Raw genomic sequence first — 18,237 nt, 5'->3', positions numbered from 1 at the left:
GTAGCTGCCGACCTTGGTCGGCGCTGGGTTTGGGGGCCAACCAAGGTTGGCCGCTACCGGAGCCCCGGTCTGCCACGCTACGGTAGATGCCGACCTTGGTCGGCGCTGGGTTTGGGGGGCCAACCAAGGTTGGCCGCTACCGGGGCCCCGGTCTGCTGCGCAGGCAGGACCTTCGTCCCATGCCACGGGCCGTGGGCGGTGCCATCATCGGGGTCTGCCTTCCCGGGAACCTGTGCTCGTGAAAACCCGTCTTGCCGTTGCCCTGCTGATCGCCCTGTCCACCCCCGCCGTAGCCCTGGCCGCACCGCCCGCCGCCGCCGCACCGGCCAGCGTGGCCACCGAATCGCCCGCCGATGCCGCCTTCCGCGCGCTGTACGAGAAGGAATGGAAGTGGCGCCAGGAGGGCGGCGGCGAGGCCAGTGAGGACGAGGACGCTCCGGCCAATGCCACCCGCATGCCCGACGTCGGCCCGGCCGCGCAGCAGGCGCGCCTGAAGGTGTGGGATGAAACCCTGGCTGCACTGAAGAAGATCGACCCGAAGACCCTGTCGCCCGACAACCAGGTCAACTACGCGATCTACCGTGACCAGGTGTTCAACCTGGCCGAAGAAACGCGTCTGCGCGGCTACGAGATGCCGTTCAACGCCGACTCCTCGTTCTGGTCCAACCTGTCCTTCATGGCCCGGCGCGAGATGAAGACCGTGCAGGACTACCAGAACTACATCGCCCGCCTGAATGATGTGCCGCGCTACTTCGGCCAGCAGACCGAAAACATGCGCGCCGGCCTGAAGCGAGGTTTCAGCGTGCCGCGCGCGGTGCTCGATGGCCGCGAGGTGTCGATCGCCACCGTCGCCGAGCTGAAAGACCCGACCGAATCGCCGCTGTACGCGCCGTTCAAGAAGCTGCCCAACAGCATTCCGGCCGCCGAGCAGGCCAGGCTGCGGGCGCAGGCGCGTGAAGCGATCAGCGGCAAGGTGGTGCCGGCGTTCCAGCAGCTGCGCACCTTCTTCGTCAACGAGTACGTGCCGCAGGCGCGCACCACGCTGGCCGCCGAAGCGATGCCGGACGGCAAGGCGTACTACAAGCAGCAGATCCACGAATACACCACGCTGGACCTGTCGCCGGACGAGATCCACCGCATCGGCCTGGATGAAGTCGCACGCATCCAGAAGGAAATGAACGACATCATCAAGCAGGTGAAGTTCAAGGGCAGCTTCGCCGAGTTCCTGACCTTCCTGCGCACCGATCCGCAGTTCTATGCGAAGACGCCGGAAGAGCTGCTGTCGCGCGCCGCATGGATCTCCAAGCGGGCCGACGGTCAGCTCGGCAAGTACATGACGTTGCCGCGCGCGCGCTTCACCATCGTGCCGGTGCCGCCGGACATTGCACCGTTCTGGACCGCCGGCCGCGGTGGCATGGGCACCTACTGGCTCAACACCTACAACCTGCCGTCGCGCCCGCTGTACAACCTGCCGGCGCTGACCCTGCATGAATCCGATCCGGGCCACGCGCTGCAGGGTGCCATCGCCGCCGAGCAGAAGAACCTGCCCGAGTTCCGCCGCAACGCCTACATCTCCGCCTACGGCGAAGGCTGGGCGCTGTACTGCGAGAAGCTGGGCGTGGAGATGGGTATCTACGAAACCCCGTACGAGGATTTCGGCCGCTTGACCTACGAAATGTGGCGCGCCACGCGTCTGGTGATCGATACCGGCGTGCACAGCAAGGGCTGGACTCGCGAGCAGGCCTTGGCCTACCTGCGTGGCCACACCGCGCTGAGCGAGCATGAAGTGACCACCGAAGTGGACCGCTACATTTCCTGGCCGGGCCAGGCGCTGAGCTACAAGCTGGGCGAGATCGCCATCGTGCGCCTGCGCGCGCAGGCCGAGAAGGAGCTGGGCGACAAGTTCGACATCAAGGGCTTCCACGACACCCTGCTCAAGCAGGGCTCGGTGCCCCTGCCGGTGCTGGAACAGCAGATCCAGGCCTACATCGCCGAGCGCAAGAAGGCCTGACCGTTCCAAGGTAGTGCCGGCCGCTGGCCGGCAACCCGCATGCACCGCAATTGTTCGACATTGCCGGCCAGCGGCCGGCACTACCCCTGATTGGAAAACGGGGTCGGATCGCAGGATCCGACCCCGTGGTCTTTCAGCCAACTGCCCGCGGCTTGGCCACGCGTGCTGCAAAGGTCGGCAGCACCAGCAGGGTCAGCACGGTGGCGGTGATCAGGCCACCGATCACCACCGTCGCCAGCGGCTTCTGCACTTCCGCACCGGAACCGCTGGCAATCGCCATCGGAATGAAGCCGACGATCGCCACCAGCGCCGTGGTCAGCACCGCACGGATACGGCTCGATGCACCGTTGATCGCTGCCTGCAGCGGCAGGTCACCGGCATCCAGGCGTTCGCGGATCGCCTGCATCAGCACCAGGCCGTTCAAGGTGGCCACGCCGGAGACGGCGATGAAGCCGACCGCCGCCGATACCGAGAACGGCATGCCACGCAGCAGCAGCGCGAGGATGCCGCCGACCAGCGCCAGCGGCACGCAGCTGAACACCAGAATGGCTTCCTTGCCGCTGCGCAGGGCCATGAACAGCAGGCTGCCGATCAGCAGGAACACCACCGGCACCACCGTTGCCAGTCGCTTCTCCGCGCGCTGCAGGTTCTCGAACTGACCGCCCCAGGTCAGGTACGCACCCGGCGGCAGCGCCACGTCGGCTACTGCGGCCTGCGCCTCGCCGACGAAGCCGCCCAGATCACGGCCACGCACGTTGGCCTGCACTACCACGCGGCGGCTGCCGTTGTTGCGGCTGATCTGGTTCGGTCCTTCGCTGACCGTGATGCGCGCGACCGACGACAGCGGAATCACCAGCCCCGACGGCGTGGCGATCGGCAGCGAGGCCAGCTGGTCCGGATCGTTGCGCGAGGCATCGTCCAGGCGCACCACCACGTTGAAGCGGCGATCACCTTCGAAGATCTTGCCGGCCGCGGTGCCACCAATGCCGGTGGACAGTGCATCACTGACGTCTGCGGCAGTCAGGCCGTACTGCGCCGCCGCCACGTGGTCGATCGCCACGTTGAGCGTAGGCAGGCCGGAGATCTGTTCCACCCGCACGTCGGCCGCGCCGTTCACCGCACGCAGCTTCAGCGCCACCTGGTCGGCCACCTTCTGCAGCTGGCTGAAGTCATCGCCGAAGATCATCACCGCCAGGTCGGTACGCACGCCGGAGATCAGCTCGTTGAAGCGCAGTTCGATCGGCTGGCTGAACTCGAAGCTGTTGCCCAGCTGCTGCCCGGCCAGTTTCTCGAAGCGTGCCACCAGTGCTTCCTTGTCCAGCTTCGGATCGGGCCAGTCCTTGCGCGGCTTCAGCACGATCACGCTGTCGGAGATGTTGGTCGGCATCGGGTCGATGGCCGCCTCGGCGGTACCGGTGCGCGAGAACACGGTTTCCACTTCCGGCTGTTTGGCAATCGCCTTTTCCAACGCCAGCTGCATCGCCAGCGACTGCTCCAGTGAGGTCGACGGCACGCGCAGGGCCTGCATCGCCACGTTGCCTTCGTCCAGCGTCGGCATGAACTCGCGGCCCAGCAGCGAGAACGAACCGATACCCACCACCACCATCATCACCGCACCGGCCAGCACCGTGCGCGGATGCGCCACGGCTTTGCGCACCACTGGTTCGATGCGCGCACGCAGCATGCGGATCAGCTTGGTTTCGTGCTCGCCATCGTCAGCATGTGCATCGCCGTCCTTCACCTTCGGCTCGCGCACCAGCAGTGCGGCCATCGCCGGCACGAAGGTGAAGGAGAAGATGAAGGCACCGATCAGGGCCAGCATGAACGTGGCCGCCATCGGGTGGAACGTCTTGCCCTCCACGCCTTCCAGGGTAAGGATCGGCGCGAACACCAGCAGGATGATCAGCTGGCCGAAGGCCGCAGGGCGCGCCATCTTCATCGCCGAATCGGCGGCCACGCGCAGGCGTTCCATCGCGGTCAACGCACGGCCCAGTTCGGCGCGGCGCTGGCCCAGCATCAGCAGCGTCGACTCGACCACGATCACCGCACCGTCCACCAGGATGCCGAAGTCCAGCGCACCCAGGCTCATCAGGTTGCCGCTGATGCCGAAGCGGTTCATGCCGATCACCGCGAACAGGAACGACAGCGGAATGACCAGCGCGGTGATCGTTGCCGCACGCAGGTTGCCCAGCAGCAGGAACAGCACCACCACCACCAGCAGTGCGCCCTCGGTGAGGTTCTTGGCCACGGTCTTGATGGTGGAATTGACCAGCACGCTGCGGTCCAGCACCGGTGCCGCCACGATGTCGGCCGGCAGCGATTTGTTCACCTGTTCCAGGCGCGCCGCAGCTGCCTGCGCCACGGTGCGGCTGTTGCCGCCGGCGATCATCAGCGCGGTACCCAGCACGGCTTCATGGCCGTTGCGGCTGGCCGCACCCAGGCGCGGTGCGCGGCTCAGGTCGACGTCGGCCACATCGGCCACGCGTACCACCACGCCATTGCGGGTGGCTACCGGGGCCTGTGCCAGATCGTCGGTGGTCAGCGCCAGGCCGTCGGCACGTACCACCAGGCCTTCGCCGGCACGCTGCACGAAACCGGCACCGGCCTGCACGTTGGAACGCTGCAGGGCAGTGACCAGGTCGGCCAGGCCGAGGCCGTGCGCGGCCAGCTTGGCACTGTCCGGATGCACGCCGTATTCCTTGACGTAGCCGCCGACCGTATCGACGCCGGCCAGCCCCGGGCTGGAACGCATCTGCGGCGCGATGATCCAGTCCTGCACGGTGCGCAGGTAGGTGGCACGTTCTTCCGGCGTGCGAAGCAGGTTGCCTTCCGGCGTGCGGTAGACCTCGCCGGCCTGCCAACCCGCTTCACCGGGCTTGGCCAGCCTGGCCGGATCGAACGCCGTGAAGTCCACCGTCCACATCAGCACTTCGCCGAGGCCGGTGGTGACCGGCGACAGCATCGGCGACGCGCCATCGGGCAGGTCTTCCGATGCCTCGCGCATGCGTTCGGCCACCTGCTGACGCGCGAAGTAGATGTCGGTCGCATCGGTGAAGATCGCGGTGACCTGCGAGAAGCCATTGCGCGACAGCGAACGCGTGGTGGTCAGGCCGGGAATGCCGGCCAGCGCGGTTTCCAGCGGATAGGTCACCTGCCGCTCGATCTGTTCCGGGGTCAGTGCAGGTGCCACCGTGTTGATCTGCACCTGGCGGTTGGTGATGTCCGGCACCGCGTCGATCGGCAGCTTGCCCAGCTGGAACAGGCCCACGGCAGCGATCAGCGCCGCCATGAACACCACCAGCCAGCGGTGGCGCACCGCTGTTTCAATGATCAGCTTGAACATGGTCGCCTCCTCAGTGGCCGTGCTCGGCTTCGCCCTTGGCCAGTTCGGCCTTGAGCAGGAAGGCGTTGGCACCGACGATGCGCTCGTTGCCGGTCAGCCCACCGAGGATCTCGATGCGGTCGCCGGCACGGCGCCCGGCCAGCACCGGCTGCGCCTTGAAGCCGCCGTCGACGGCGACGAACACCGCGCTGCTGCCATCAACGTTCTGCACCGCATCGGCGGGCACGCTGAGCGAACCGTCCTGGCCTTCGGTGACCACCACTGCCGAAACCGGCGAACCGGCCGGCGGCAGCGAAGCGTCCACCGGCGTGGCGCGGATCACCGCGACGCCGCCCTGCTGGCGTACATCGGCGGCCGAACCGGTAACGGTGGCGGTGAAGCTGCCACCCGGCACGCTCACTTCCAGCTTCATGCCCGGCGTGACCTGCGCGGCCAGCGCCGGCGGTGCGGTGAACACCAGCTCGTTCATCGTCGGGTCGGCGACGTCGGCCACCGCGCTGCCGGCGGCGACCACGCCGCCCGGGGTGACCTGCACGTTGCCGACGATGCCGGCCACCGGGCTGGTGATGCGCACGCGGCCGCTGGCATCGGGCGCACCATTGGCAGCGGCCTGTGCCTGCGCGGCAGCGGCTTGGGCCTGTGCCGCCAGCGAGCGGGCGCGCGAGGCCTCCAGTTCCTGGCGGGCGACCACGCCCTGGTCGACCAGCGCCTTGTCGCGGCCATAGGCCAGGCGTGCGGCCTCGGCTTCGGCCGATGCAGCCAGCGCATTGGCGCGGAACACCGCAGCCTCACCGCTGACCACGATCGCCAGCGCCTGGTTCTGCTTCACCGCCGTGCCTGGCGCGACCAGCACGCGTTCGACGCGGCCGGTCACCGTGGAGGCAACCGAAGCGCGGGCGCCCACGGTGGGCTCGACCCTGCCGGACAGCCGGGTCGAGCCACCGCCACCGCGACCGATCGCGACCACTTCGATACCGGAGGCCTTGATCTGTTCCTGGGTCAGCTGCACCACGCCTTCATCGGCGTCGGCGGGGGCCTTGGCGGTTTCCGCCTTGGCCTCCTTGCTGTCGGCGGCATGGCCGTGGCCATCGTCGGTGCCGGCCTTGGCCGCAGCGGGGTCTTCATTGGCAGGCGTCTGCGCATTGCCGGCGCAGCCGGCCAGCAGGACGGTCAGCAGCACGCCGCCGATCAGCGGGAAAGTACGGGAGAGAGTCATTTGGCCTCCACAAAAGGTGCGCGCCCCTCAAGGCGGGCAAGATCGATTTCCGCGCCGACGCGCGACAGGCGCGCATCCACGGCGGTGCCGCGGGCGGCGATGAGGGCGCTGCGCGTGCTGCGCAGTTCCAGCTGCGAGATGCGTCCGGCGTCGAAGCCGACGCGGGCCAGGCGATACGCCTCTTCGGCGGCGACCACGCTTTCATCGGCGGCACGGGTCCGGCTTCCGGCGGCTTTCAGTCCGGCTACGGCGGAGAGACGTGCTGCCTCGCTGTCGCGGCGCTGCTGGTCCAGGCGGGCCTCGGCCGCGCGCTGGTCGGCATTGGCGGCGCGGATGCCCCCGCGGTTGCGGTCGAACAGCGGGATGCTGAGGCTGACCCCGAGGTTGTAGGCACGCTCGCCGCCTTCGCGGAAGCGGGTCTGTGCGGCGGTGACACTGAGGTCGGGCAGGGCGCGCTTGCGCTCCACGTCGACCAGCTTGCCGGCCGCATCGGCTTCGGCTTCGGCGATGCGCACCGCCAGTGCCACGTCGGTGGCGCCACGCGGCAGCGGCGGGGCCCGGTCGAGCAGGCTGTCGTCAATCGACTGCACCGGTGCATCCAGCAGCGCGGCACCGGCCAGGCGGGCCAGCGCGGCATCGCGGAAGGCCTGCGCTTCATCCAGCGCAGCGCTGGCATTGGCCACTTCGCTCTGCGCCTGCACCGCGCGCAGCTGTGGCTCGCGGCCCTGCTTGACCATCGCGTTGACCGCGTTGGCGTCATCGCGGGTGAGGGTCAGCGCCTCTTCGGCCAGGGAGTAGCGGCGCAGTGCACTTTCCGCCTGTGCGTAGACCACCGCCAGCTGGCTGGCCACGTCGCTGCGGCTCTGGGCACCACGCAGGTTGGCAGCCTGTGCCTCGGCACGGGCGGCACGGACACGCGCGCCACGCTGGCCCCAGACCTCCAGCGGCTGGGACAGGGTGAGCACGGTATCGGCCTTGCCCATGCCGCCATAGGAGCCGGTGCCCCAGGCGTTTTCGGCGGAGTAGGAGAGGGAAGGATTGGGCAACGCACGGGCCTGGTCGGCACGCGCATCGGCGGCCTCGGCCAGTGCCGTACCGACACGGGTACCGGGCAGCTGGTCCAGGCGTTCAAGCAGGGTGTCGTAGGAGGGGGCGGCTTGCGCCATCACCGATGCCGCCGGGGCCAGGCCCAGCAACACGGCGACGACCAGCCCGGCCGCGCGCGGCGACCGAGGTGTCAGGATCGACATAGGGGGATTCCGGTTGTGAGTGAAACGGGAGCCCGCGATTGCGGGACGCGCTCAACTCACGCCCGGGGGGGACGCGTCAATTCATCCTGGGCGACCGCATAGGTCGCAACGTCGCCGGCATTCATCCAGCGCGCCGGCAGCGGCGTACCGAAGGCGGCGAAATCGTTCGCCGGCAGGCTCAGCGTGGAGTGGTGGCAGTGGTTATGCGTGCAGGCACCCGTGTGCTTGCTGTCGCTGTCACCGCCTGCATCGTCCGCGAGGGATTCGACATGGGCGCTGCTGGCATGCGGTTCCACCGCACACACCAGTGCGTCGGCCACCGGCACGACCACGAATGCCGCCATCAGCAGCATCATCAGGTACGTACGCAGTTGGCGGGTGATCCGGCGCATGGGGGGGAGGCTAGCAAGCGGTTTTCGCCGGATACAATATCAATGGCTACCTCGGGAATTCGTCGGAACCTCCCGTTCAGGTGGGCCGGGCACGCCAGCTCTGGCAGGTGCCGACCTCCTGCCCTGGTAGGTGTCGACCTTGGTCGACACGCTTTTCGACCTCCGACACATTGCCGGCCAGCGGCCGGCACTACCGGTCTGCAGGCAGCTTCGCGATCACCTTGATCTCGAACTGGAACCCATACAGCCAGGTTACGCCGATGCCGGTCAGGGTCGGGTGCGGCGCCTCGCCCCAGTACTCGGGCACGATCGCCCAGGCCTTCTCAAAGTTCTTCTCGGGGTCGACCAGGAACACGGTCACGTCGACCACGTCATCGAAGCTGCAGCCGGCGGCGGCCAGCACCGCGTTGAGATTCTCGAAGGCGCGGCGCACCTGCGCTTCGAAGTCCGGCTCAGGCGAACCATCCTCGCGGCTGCCGACCTGGCCGGAGACGAACAGGAAGCCATTGGAACGGATTGCCGGCGAGTAGCGGTTGCGCTCGTACAGGGCCTGGCGGCCGGCGGGGAAAACGACATCACGCTGTGACATGGGGAAGATCCCGTGGGAAAGAACGCCATCCTCCCCGCCAGCGCTGTCTGGATAAACCGCGATGATCGGCCTAGATTGATTGCCAATTCCAAACAATCATGGCCAGCCATGGACCGTTTCGAGGCGATGCGGGCCTTTGCCCGGGTAGTGGAGACCGGCAGCTTTACCCGCGCTGCGCACACCCTGCAGGTCAGCCGCACCACGGTCACCCAGCTGGTGCAGCAGCTGGAGGCGCACCTGCGGCTGCGGTTGCTCAACCGCACCACGCGCCGGGTCAGCGTCACCGCCGATGGCGCGGCCTATTACCCGCGCATCGCCCGCCTGCTGGCCGAGCTGGAAGAGGTGGAGGGCGGGCTGGGCGACGCGGCCACCCAACCGCGCGGACGCCTGCGCGTGGATGTGCCCGGGCCGTACGCGCGCTTGCGGCTGGTACCAGCGCTGCCGGATTTCCACGCGCGCTACCCGGAGATCCAGCTGGACATCGGCGTGAGTGACCGCGAGGTGGACGTCATCGCCGACAACGTCGATTGCGTGATCCGTGGTGGCACTCCAGCCGACCCGGCGCTGGTGGCGCGGCCGCTTGCTGCGCTGCCGATCGGCTTCCACGCCAGCCCGGGCTATGTGCAGCGCTTCGGCGTGCCGACCGACCCGCGCGCGCTGGAAGGGCCCGATCACCACATGGTCGGTTTCCTCAGCCCGCGCAGTGGCCGCGCCCGCGTGTTCACTGCACAGCGTGGCGATGAGCGCGTCGAGGTGCAGGGCCGCTATACGGTGGGCTTCGATGACGGCAATGCGTATCTGGCGGCTGCGTTGGCGGGGCTCGGCGTGGTCGCGTTACCCAGCTACATGACCGATCCGCACGTGGCGCGTGGCGAGCTGCTGCCGGTGCTGCAGGAATGGCAGCTGCCGCCAATGCCGATGCACGTGATGTTCCCGCCCAACCGGCACATGAGCCAGCGGCTGCGGGTGTTCATTGATTGGGTGGTGGAAGCGTTGGGGTGAGTGCATCGGTCGCGTGCGAAAATCCGGCTGCACGTACTGGAGAACGCATACCCTGATGAGCCGCATCGTCGCACTGGATACCGAAACTACCGGCATCTCCCACCGCCTGGGGCACCGGGTGATCGAAATCGGTGCCGTCGAACTGATCGATGGCCAGCTCACCGGCCGCCAGTTCCACACCTACCTGCAGCCGCAGCGCAAGGTGGACTGGGGCGCGCAGCGCGTGCACGGCATCAGCGACGCGATGCTGGTGGGCAAGCCACTGTTCTCCAGCAAGGCCGCCGAGCTGCTGGAGTTCCTGCGTGGCAGCGAGATGGTCGCGCACAACGCCACCTTCGATGTGGGCTTCCTGGACAACGAGCTGCGCCTGGCTGGCATCCCCGGCACGCTGGCCCAGCATTGCCGCATCACCTGCAGCCTGAAACTGGCGCGCGGGCGCTGGCCGGGTCAGGGCAACAAGCTGGACGATGTGCTGCAGCGCCTGCGTATTCCCGGCAACCGTGGCCTGCACGGCGCGTTGAAGGATGCCCATCTGCTGGCCCAGGTGATTCCGCATTTGCGCTGAGGCCTGGTCGGCGTTACATCGGCCGCAACCAGCGCTCGATCATTGCCACGCCACATGCCACCCCGTCCTCACTGTTCATCGCCACGCCCAAGGCCGCCGCGCGTGCGCGTGTTGCTTCGGTTGCAGCGAAGGTGATGGCTGCTGCCAGCGCTGCTGCATCCAGTCGCTTCGGTGACAACGGTGCCGGTGCTACGCCCAATCGATACAGGCGATCGGCCCAGAAGAACTGATCTGCGGCGAACGGCATCACCAGTGAAGGAATGCCGGCGCGGCAGGCCGAATGCGTGGTGCCGCTGCCACCGTGGTGGATGGCGAATGCGCAACGCGGGAACAGCGCTTCGTGTGGGGTCGGGCCCAGGACGAAGACAGAATCGGGCAAGCGCATCGCAGGCAGTCCCACCCAGCCGGGAAACAGCAGGACACGGCGTGGTGCCAACGCCTGCAGCAGGGCCGGCAACACGCGGTCGCGATCAAAGCCGGTCATGCTGCCGAAGCCCAGATAGACCGGCGGCGGCCCGGCGTCGAGGAAGGCCTGCAGATCGGCCGGCGGCGTCCAGGGCGCATCAGGAAACCGCCATTGGCCACAGACGATGTGGTCGGCCGGCCAGTCCGTCGGTGGCGGCAGCAGCTGCGGCGAGATGCCATAGAGCATCGGCAGGCCGGACCACAGCGAGCGGCGCGGCGATTGCTCCAGCTGCTTGCGGGCCTCGTTGATCGGCTGGCGGAACTGGCGCCAGATCAGGCCGTTGACCAGCCCATAGCTGGCCCGGTTCAACCAGCCCGGCGAGCGTCCCGGCGGCAGGAACGGGGAGCGGAAGGCACGCGTCGGGGTCAGCGGAATCATGCCGGTCCCGATCACCGGTAGACCCCGGCGTTCGCCCACACTCATGCCCACAAAGGCCGCCAAGCCACCGGTCAGAATCGCATCGCAGCCTTCGGCAGCGGCATCGGCCTGACGCATCCAGCCGCTGACATGCTGCAGCGCCATCCGTGCCAGCCCGCTACTGGCGGCGGCAACACCGTTGCCACGCGAGACCAGCGCGACCACTTCGTCATGGATGTCACCTTCAAGAGCCGCATGGGGCACATCCAGTGCCTGCGCGCTGCCCAGGGTGCCGCCATCGGCAAGCAGTGTCACCGCGTGGCCTGCGCCGATCAGCCCATGGCAGAGCATGGCCAGGGGACGCGTATCGCCTTCGGTTCCGTAGGTCAGGGCCAGCAGCCGCATGGAAAGCTCCGCAGTGAACCGGGCCAGTATGCCGGTTGGTGGGCTCCCGGCCCTCCCGGTTCAGTCCCGGCCTGTGGGTAACTTGCGCAAGTGCTTGAACCCGTGCATAATGCGCGGCTCGCTGTGTCCGGTTTTCTACCGGGCGGCGCCCCCGGGAGCACGTCCCCGGCCGCCCAACGCCAGCGTAACCCTTTGATTCTCTTGACGTGTGGTGGGCAACCATCGAGGCCGCCGTCTCCCGGGCTACGGGCTGACACAACTTACTATCGAGGTGCGCAATGTCCCGCGTATGCCAGGTTTCCGGCAAGCGAGTGCAGACGGGTAACAACGTCTCGCACGCCAACAACAAGACCCGTCGTCGTTTCCTGCCGAATCTGCACGAGCGCCGCTTCTGGGTTGCCAGCGAAAACCGCTGGGTGAAGCTTCGTGTTTCCGCGCATGCACTGCGCACCATCGACAAGAACGGTATCGATTCCGTTCTGGCTGAGCTGCGTGCGCGCGGCGAAAAGGTCTGAGGAGTAGACGATCATGGCAGGCAAGCGCGATAAGGTCCGTATGATTTCGACCGCTGGTACCGGTCACTTCTACACGACCGACAAGAACAAGAAGAACACCCCGGGGAAGATGGAATTCTCCAAGTACGATCCGGTCGTGCGCAAGCACGTCCCGTACAAGGAAGGCAAGATCAAGTAATCCGCAAGGATTGCTGATCCCCGCGAAGAAACCCGCCCTTGTGGCGGGTTTTTTCATGCCTGGCATCCAGATGGTGGGTGCCAACCTTGGTTGGCAACTTGTCCCGCCCCCGGTAGGTGTCGACCTTGGTCGACACGCTGTCCCTTCACCCGGTAGGTGCCAACCTTGGTTGGCACGCCGTCCCCACCCCCGGTAGGTGTCGACCTTGGTCGACACGCTGTCCCCCCACCCGGTAGGTGCCAACCTTGGTTGGCACACGGCTTCAAAGCAGTCGAGCGCGGCTCGACTCTACACACCCCGCTGGGCAGAATGGCCCATCACCTCCCGACGGGCGACGCGATGCTGTTCGAGTGGTTGCTGGGTTCCTACCTGCTGCTGATCGACTGGCTGATCCGGCTGGTCGCGCTGTGCTGGATTCCCACCCGCACCACGCCCGGCGCGGCGCGCAGCTGGCTGTTGCTGGTCGGCTTCGTACCGCTGCTGGGCCTGCCGCTGTACCTGCTGTTCGGCCATCCGTGGCTGTCGCGCGAGCGCATCCGCCGCCAGGCCGAGGCCTCGCAGGTGATCCGTGAGGAGCAGGCGCTGCAGCATCGCCTGCGCTGGACCCCACAGCCCGACACCGCCAGCGCCGAGATCGTGCCGTTGGTGCAGCGCCAAGGCGATTTCATGCCGGTACACGGCAACGCCGTCGATCTGCTGACCGACTACGACGAGTCGCTGCACACGCTGATCGCCGACATCGACCAGGCCGAAGACCGCGTGCACCTGCTGTACTACCTGATGTTCGACGACGCGGTCGGCGAGGCCATTGTCGAGGCCTTGCAGCGTGCCGCCGCGCGTGGCGTGCAGTGCCGCGTGCTGCTCGATGCGGTGGGCGCCAAGCGTGGCCTGCGCGCCTATCGCAAGCGCCTGCAGGCGCGCGACATCGAAGTGCGCGCGATGCTGCCCGGTGGCCTGCGCTGGCGTCGCAGCGGACGCATGGACCTGCGCAACCACCGCAAGATCGCGGTGATCGACAACGAAGTGGCCTATGTCGGTTCGCAGAATCTGGCGGGCCCGCAGTTCGTGCCGGGCCACCCGAACCGCGAACTGGTGGCGCGCGTCCGCGGCCCGGCGGTGGCGCACCTGGAAGCCGTATTCGCCAGCGACTGGTACATGGAGACCGGCCAGCGCCTGGATGTGATCACCGATGTGCCCGAATGCGGCGACGACATCGCCACCCAGCTGCTGCCCAGCGGCCCGGCCTACCCGTACAGCAACGCGCGCGACGCGGTAGCCGCGCTGATCCACCTGGCGCGACGCCGGCTGGTGATGGTCACCCCGTACTTCGTGCCTGACGAAGCCACACTGAGTGCGCTGCGTATCGCCGCATTGTCCGGCGTGCAGGTGCAGCTGATCCTGTCTGCCAGCAACAACCAGCGGCTGACGTCGTGGGCGCAGGAGGCCTACTACGATGAACTGCTGCGCTGTGGCGTGCGCATCGCGCTGTACGAGCCGCAGTTCCTGCACGCCAAGCACATGAGCGTGGATGAGGACATCGCCGTGCTCGGCTCCATCAACATGGATATCCGCTCGTTCGCGCTGAATGCCGAGATCGGCCTGATCTGCTACGACCGCGCGCTGGTGCAGCAGCTGTGCGCGATCGAGGACGGCTACCTGCGCGAGTCGCGGCAGCTGGACCTGCAGCAGTGGCGCAGCCGCCCTGCGTGGCGGCGCAGCCGCGAGGGCATCGCACGGCTGGCCGATGCGTTGATGTGAGGCAATGCCGGCCGCCCATTCCGGCAATCCGGCCTGTCATCGCCGATGGCCTACAATTGGCACATGACTGATTCACCGCGTAATGGCGAACTGGACCTGGCGATCATCGGTGGTGGTGCGGCCGGGGTGCTGGGGGCGATCCAGGTATTGCGCCAGGCGAATGCGCCGCTGGCGCTGGCCATCTTCGAACCCGCCTCGCAGCTGGCCCAGGGTATCGCCTATGCCACGCCGTGGCCGGAGCATCTGCTGAACGTGCCGGCGGCGAAGATGAGTGCGTTTGCCGACCAGCCCGGCGATTTCCTCGACTACCTGATGGCCGCCAATGCCTACCAGGGCGAGGCGCGCGAGGTGCTGGGCGAGCGCTATGTGTGCCGCCACTACTTTGCTGCCTACCTGCAGCAGCGCCTGCAGGAGGCCGCTGCGACCAGCCCGGCACAGCTGCAGGTGATCGCGCAGCCGGTGCTGGGCCTGCAGCCGGATGACCACGGTTACCAGCTGACACTCGGCGATGGCAGCACGCTGCACGCCGCGCAGGCGGTGCTGGCCACCGGCAACAGCATGCGACCGCTGCCGGTAGCCGGTGCCGAGGCACTGCCCGCCGATGACGTGATCGAGGCCTGGGACTACGACGGCGTGCGCACCCTGGCCGGCGAGCAGGCCGTGGCCATCGTCGGGTCCGGCCTGAGCATGGCCGACACCGTGTTGGCATTGGTCGCTGCCGGCCACACCGGCCCGCTGCATGTGATCTCGCGCCACGGCCTGCTGCCGTTGCCGCATGCGCATGGTGGCCTGCCCACGTTCGACCCGGCCACGCTGCTGCCGATGAACCTGCGCCAGCGCCTGCGCGCGTTGCGTGGGTTCGCACGCCAGGCACAGGCCGACGGCCTGCCGTGGCAGGGCGTGATGGACCGCATCCGTCCGCACGGGCAGGCGCTGTGGTGCAGCCTCGACGCGGCCGACCAGCGCCGCTTCCTGCGCCATGTGGTGCGCTACTGGGACGTGCATCGCCACCGCATCGCCGAAGAGGTCGACGCACAGCTGCAGGCGCTGATCGAAAGCGGCCAACTGCGTGTTCACCGGTCCCGCCTGCAACGCGTCGGCCGCGAAGGCGATGCCCTGCGGCTGTCGGGTCGCGATGCCACCGGCAATGAACAGCAGTGGACGATCAGCGGCGTGATCAACGCTACCGGCGTGGAAACCCGCGCCAGTGCGCTGCGCAACCCGCTGCTGCAGCAGCTGCAGGCCGATGGCCTGGCCCGCCCCGGCCCGCATGGGCTGGGCCTGGACAGCACGGTGCCGGGCGATCGCCTGTGTGCCGCCGGTGGCCAGCCACAGGCGCGGCTGGGCGTGCTCGGCAGCCTGCGCATCGGCAGCCTGTGGGAAAGTCTGGCGGTGCCTGAACTGCGTCAGCAGGCGCAGGCACTGGCCACCCAGGTGGTCGCAGGAGCCGCGACGGCGATGCCGTAAAATGGGGGCATGGATGTCTCCCACCTGCTTGATGGCCTGAACCCGGCCCAGCGCGAAGCCGTCTCCGCTCCCCCCGGCCACCACCTGGTGCTGGCCGGTGCCGGTTCCGGCAAGACCCGCGTACTCACCCACCGCATCGCCTGGCTGCATGAAGTCGATGGCGTGCCGACCCACGGCATTTTCGCGGTGACCTTCACCAACAAGGCGGCCGGCGAAATGCGCCACCGCATCGACGCACAGCTGCCCAATGGCAGCCGTGGCATGTGGATCGGCACCTTCCACGGCCTCGCCAACCGTCTGCTGCGCCTGCACTGGCAGGACGCGAAGCTGCCGGAAGGCTTCCAGGTGATGGATTCGGACGACCAGCTGCGGCTGGTCAAGCGCGTGGTGCAGGCGCTGGAGCTGGACGACGGCAAGTACCCGGCCAAGCAGATCGCGTGGTGGATCAACGCGCAGAAGGACGAAGGCCGCCGCCCGCAGCACATCCAGCCCGAGCCGCACGACGCCTGGCTGGAAACCATGCGCCAGGCCTACATCGAGTACCAGGCACGCTGCGACCGAGCCGGCCTGGTCGACTTCGCCGAGCTGCTGCTGCGCGCGCATGAGCTGCTGCGCGACAATCCGGCGCTGCTGGCGCACTACCGTGCCCGTTTCCGCGAAATCCTGGTGGACGAGTTCCAGGACACCAATGCCATCCAGTACGCCTTCGTGCGCGTGCTGGCCGGCGATTCCGGCCACGTGTTCGTGGTCGGCGACGATGACCAGGCCATCTACGGCTGGCGCGGTGCCAAGGTCGAGAACGTGCAGGGCTTCCTGCGCGACTTCCCGGGCGCGCAGACCATCCGCCTGGAACAGAACTACCGCTCCACCGCCAACATCCTCGGCGCCGCCAATGCGGTGATCGCACACAACCCGGACCGCATCGGCAAGCAGCTGTGGACCGACAGCGGCGACGGCGAGCCGATCGACCTGTACGCCGCGTACAACGAGATGGACGAGGCACGCTACATTGTCGAGCGCGCGCGCCAGTGGGTGCGAGACGGTGGCAGCTATACCGAAGTGGCCGTGCTCTACCGCAGCAACGCGCAGTCGCGCGCGCTGGAAGAAGCCCTGCTGAGCGAGCAGGTGCCGTACCGCGTGTACGGCGGCATGCGTTTCTTCGAGCGCGCCGAAATCAAGGACGCGCTGGCCTACCTGCGCCTGCTGTCCAACCGCAACGATGACGCCGCCTTCGAGCGCGCGGTCAACACGCCCACCCGTGGCATCGGCGACCGCACGCTGGACGAAGTGCGCCGCGAGGCGCGCGCGCAGGGTATTTCGCTGTGGGAAGCGACCATGCTGGTCACCCAGGGCAGCGCGCTGGCCGCGCGTGCGCGCAATGCGCTGGCCGGCTTCCTGGTGCTGGTCAACGAGCTGCAGGCGCAAACCGTGCACATGACCCTGGCCGAGCGCGTGGACCACGTGCTGGCCCGCTCGCAGCTGCGCGAGCACTGGAGCAAGGAAAGCCGCAACGCGCTGGACTCGGAATCGCGCACCGACAACCTCGACGAACTGGTCTCGGTCGCTTCGCGCTTCGTGCGTCGCGCCGATGACATCGAGGAAGTGGGCGAGGACATGGACGAGCTGGTCGCGTTCCTGGCCTATGCCGCGCTGGAGGCCGGTGAGGGCCAGGCGCAGGCGGGCGAGGACGGCGTGCAGCTGATGACCCTGCACTCGGCCAAGGGCCTGGAGTTCCCGCTGGTGTTCCTGGCCGGCCTGGAAGAAGGCCTGTTCCCCAGTGCACGCTCGCTGGAGGAAAGCGGGCGGCTGGAAGAAGAGCGCCGCCTGGCCTACGTCGGCATCACCCGCGCGCGCCAGAAACTGGTGCTGAGCTACGCCGAATCGCGCCGCATCCACGGCCAGGACAACTACAGCCTGCCGTCGCGCTTCCTGCGCGAGATTCCGCGCGAGCTGCTGCACGAAGTGCGCCCGAAGGTGCAGGTCTCGCGCCCGGCCTCGATGGGCGCCAGCCGGGTGATGGGCCACGCCTCGATCGAGGCGCCGCCGCTGAAGCTCGGCGCGCTGGTCACCCATCCCAAGTTCGGCGAAGGCATGGTGACCGACTACGAAGGCAACGGTGCCCACGCCCGCGTGCAGGTCGAGTTTGCCGATGCCGGCAGCAAGTGGCTGGTGATGGCCTACGCCAACCTGACGGTGATCTGATCACCGTCGGGGGGGCGGGAATTCCTGTAGAGCCGAAGGTAGCGGCAGGAGCCGCTGCCAACGTCGCTTGCGACGGCCCGAAGGGTGCCGGTCAGGACGACCGGCATAGCCATGCTCGGCTGCTTGCAGCGGGAAAAGTCAGTCGAGCACGGCTCGACTCTACAAAAGCGAGTATCCATGACCCGCAACGTGCTCTTCCTCTGCAGTCAGAACCGCCTGCGCAGCCCCACCGCCGAGCAGGTATTTGCCGATTGGCCGGGCATCGAGACCGCCTCAGCCGGGTTGCTGGCCGACGCCGAGGAAGTACTCAGCCCCGAGTTGCTGCAGTGGGCCGACCTGGTCTTCGTGATGGAAAGGGCGCACCGCAACCGTCTGTCCAGCCGTTACAAGGCCTGGTTGAATGGCAAGCGGGTGATCTGCCTGGAAATCCCCGACGACTACGACTACATGGACCCGGTGCTGGTGGAGCTGCTCAAGCGCAAGGTGGCGCCGTTCCTGCGTTGACGGGCTGTTGTAGAGCC

The 18,237-nt window shown here is 67.7% G+C and carries 15 protein-coding genes; 9 read left to right on the top strand and 6 right to left on the bottom strand.

What is annotated here, in order from left to right; genetic code table 11:
* Positions 1–238: 238 nt before the first annotated feature.
* Positions 239–2,011 (top strand): DUF885 domain-containing protein, encoded by a 1,773-nt coding sequence (locus ACZLHH_RS23095; RefSeq protein WP_180844890.1) that lies wholly within the window; start codon positions 239–241, stop codon positions 2,009–2,011.
* A 133-nt stretch (positions 2,012–2,144) separates the two neighbouring features.
* On the opposite strand, the gene ACZLHH_RS23090 is transcribed toward ACZLHH_RS23095, so the two are convergent.
* The 5 genes from ACZLHH_RS23090 to ACZLHH_RS23070 all read right to left on the bottom strand — a co-directional run bounded on the left by ACZLHH_RS23090 (position 2,145) and on the right by ACZLHH_RS23070 (position 8,801).
* Positions 2,145–5,354, bottom strand: a complete 3,210-nt coding sequence (locus ACZLHH_RS23090) for an efflux RND transporter permease subunit (RefSeq protein ID WP_180844889.1) — start codon at positions 5,352–5,354, stop codon at positions 2,145–2,147.
* A 10-nt stretch (positions 5,355–5,364) separates the two neighbouring features.
* A complete protein-coding gene (locus tag ACZLHH_RS23085; RefSeq protein WP_180844888.1) occupies positions 5,365–6,570 on the bottom strand; it encodes an efflux RND transporter periplasmic adaptor subunit in 1,206 nt (401 codons plus the stop codon).
* Positions 6,567–7,820 (bottom strand): TolC family protein, encoded by a 1,254-nt coding sequence (locus ACZLHH_RS23080; protein WP_049462266.1) that lies wholly within the window; start codon positions 7,818–7,820, stop codon positions 6,567–6,569. Before ACZLHH_RS23080 ends, ACZLHH_RS23085 begins: the two co-directional genes overlap by 4 nt.
* 56 nt (positions 7,821–7,876) lie before the next feature.
* Positions 7,877–8,212, bottom strand: a complete 336-nt coding sequence (locus ACZLHH_RS23075; RefSeq protein WP_006402574.1) for a hypothetical protein — start codon at positions 8,210–8,212, stop codon at positions 7,877–7,879.
* Positions 8,213–8,402: 190 nt separating this feature from the next.
* Positions 8,403–8,801 carry a RidA family protein gene (locus tag ACZLHH_RS23070; protein WP_049399172.1) on the bottom strand — a complete coding sequence of 133 codons (399 nt, stop codon included), beginning with the start codon at positions 8,799–8,801 and terminating at the stop codon, positions 8,403–8,405.
* Positions 8,802–8,909: 108 nt separating this feature from the next.
* Between ACZLHH_RS23070 and ACZLHH_RS23065 the strand changes: the two genes are divergently transcribed.
* Together ACZLHH_RS23065 and dnaQ are read left to right on the top strand one after the other, a co-directional pair.
* Complete coding sequence (locus ACZLHH_RS23065; protein ID WP_180844887.1) at positions 8,910–9,803, top strand: LysR family transcriptional regulator; 894 nt, start codon at positions 8,910–8,912, stop codon at positions 9,801–9,803.
* Positions 9,804–9,858: 55 nt separating this feature from the next.
* Positions 9,859–10,368, top strand: coding sequence for a DNA polymerase III subunit epsilon (dnaQ, locus tag ACZLHH_RS23060; RefSeq protein ID WP_032130518.1), 510 nt, complete (start codon positions 9,859–9,861; stop codon positions 10,366–10,368).
* Between the two features lie 13 nt (positions 10,369–10,381).
* Here the strand turns inward: dnaQ and ACZLHH_RS23055 are convergent, their stop codons facing one another.
* On the bottom strand, positions 10,382–11,596 hold the full coding sequence (locus tag ACZLHH_RS23055; protein ID WP_180844886.1) for a nucleotide disphospho-sugar-binding domain-containing protein: 1,215 nt from the start codon (positions 11,594–11,596) through the stop codon (positions 10,382–10,384).
* A gap of 278 nt (positions 11,597–11,874) precedes the next feature.
* Between ACZLHH_RS23055 and rpmB the strand changes: the two genes are divergently transcribed.
* The 6 genes from rpmB to ACZLHH_RS23025 all read left to right on the top strand — a co-directional run bounded on the left by rpmB (position 11,875) and on the right by ACZLHH_RS23025 (position 18,220).
* Complete coding sequence (rpmB, locus tag ACZLHH_RS23050; RefSeq protein ID WP_005411638.1) at positions 11,875–12,111, top strand: 50S ribosomal protein L28; 237 nt, start codon at positions 11,875–11,877, stop codon at positions 12,109–12,111.
* 10 nt (positions 12,112–12,121) lie between these two features.
* Positions 12,122–12,289: a 50S ribosomal protein L33 gene (gene rpmG / locus ACZLHH_RS23045; RefSeq protein ID WP_170272460.1), complete on the top strand. Its 168-nt coding sequence runs from the start codon at positions 12,122–12,124 to the stop codon at positions 12,287–12,289.
* 339 nt (positions 12,290–12,628) lie between these two features.
* A complete protein-coding gene (gene cls, locus ACZLHH_RS23040; protein ID WP_049403632.1) occupies positions 12,629–14,047 on the top strand; it encodes a cardiolipin synthase in 1,419 nt (472 codons plus the stop codon).
* Positions 14,048–14,092: 45 nt separating this feature from the next.
* Positions 14,093–15,514, top strand: a complete 1,422-nt coding sequence (locus tag ACZLHH_RS23035) for an FAD/NAD(P)-binding protein (RefSeq protein WP_180844885.1) — start codon at positions 14,093–14,095, stop codon at positions 15,512–15,514.
* A 9-nt stretch (positions 15,515–15,523) separates the two neighbouring features.
* Positions 15,524–17,716, top strand: a complete 2,193-nt coding sequence (gene uvrD / locus ACZLHH_RS23030; protein ID WP_107433467.1) for a DNA helicase II — start codon at positions 15,524–15,526, stop codon at positions 17,714–17,716.
* Positions 17,717–17,893: 177 nt separating this feature from the next.
* On the top strand, positions 17,894–18,220 hold the full coding sequence (locus ACZLHH_RS23025; protein WP_049462274.1) for a low molecular weight protein tyrosine phosphatase family protein: 327 nt from the start codon (positions 17,894–17,896) through the stop codon (positions 18,218–18,220).
* Positions 18,221–18,237 lie beyond the last annotated feature (17 nt).

It is taken from the genome of Stenotrophomonas sp. 28608_Sma, assembly GCF_056486185.1.
This window is presented reverse-complemented; position numbering and strand designations above follow the sequence as displayed.